Origin of the sequence: Rhizobium sp. GCM10022189, assembly GCF_042656325.1 — a bacterium.
Taxonomy (GTDB): domain Bacteria; phylum Pseudomonadota; class Alphaproteobacteria; order Rhizobiales; family Rhizobiaceae; genus Rhizobium.
The window spans coordinates 1-577 of record NZ_JBHSOR010000050.1 but is presented as its reverse complement, the minus strand read 5'-3'; the positions used below and the strand labels follow the sequence as shown (position 1 = coordinate 577).

The 577-nt window shown below is 64.1% G+C and carries 1 protein-coding gene; it reads left to right on the top strand.

Features of this window, described 5'->3' with window-relative positions:
- On the top strand, positions 1-577 hold a 577-nt coding region (locus ACFPWW_RS25810; RefSeq protein WP_377313866.1), incomplete at both ends, for an ABC transporter ATP-binding protein.

Below are 577 nucleotides of genomic sequence, written 5' to 3'. Positions count from 1 at the left end.
TGCCCGAGATCCGCGGCCGCGACATCGCGATGATCTTCCAGGAGCCGATGAGTTCGCTGAACCCGGTCATGACGATCGGCGACCAGATCGGCGAGGCGATCAAGCTGCATGAGAAGATGAGCCGCGAGCAGCGCCGCGCCCGCATCATCGAGCTTCTGAAACTGGTCGGCATTCCCAATCCGGAGGGGCGGCTTGACGCCTATCCGCACCAGTTTTCCGGCGGCATGCGCCAGCGCGTGATGATCGCCATGGCGGTCGCCTGCAATCCGAAGCTGCTGATCGCCGACGAGCCGACGACGGCGCTCGACGTTACCATCCAGGCCCAGGTGCTCGACCTGATGGCCAGGGTGCGCAAGACGCTGAATACCGCGGTCCTCTTGATCTCGCACGATCTCGGCGTCATCGCCGAGGTCTGCGACCGGGTGATCGTCATGTATGCCGGCCGGGTCGTCGAGGATGCCGATGTCCGCTCGATCTTCGCCAATCCCAGCCACCCCTATACACGCGGCCTGCTCAAATCCATCCCGCGCCTCGATGACGATCAGAAGCGCCTCTACCAGATCCCCGGTTCGGTGCC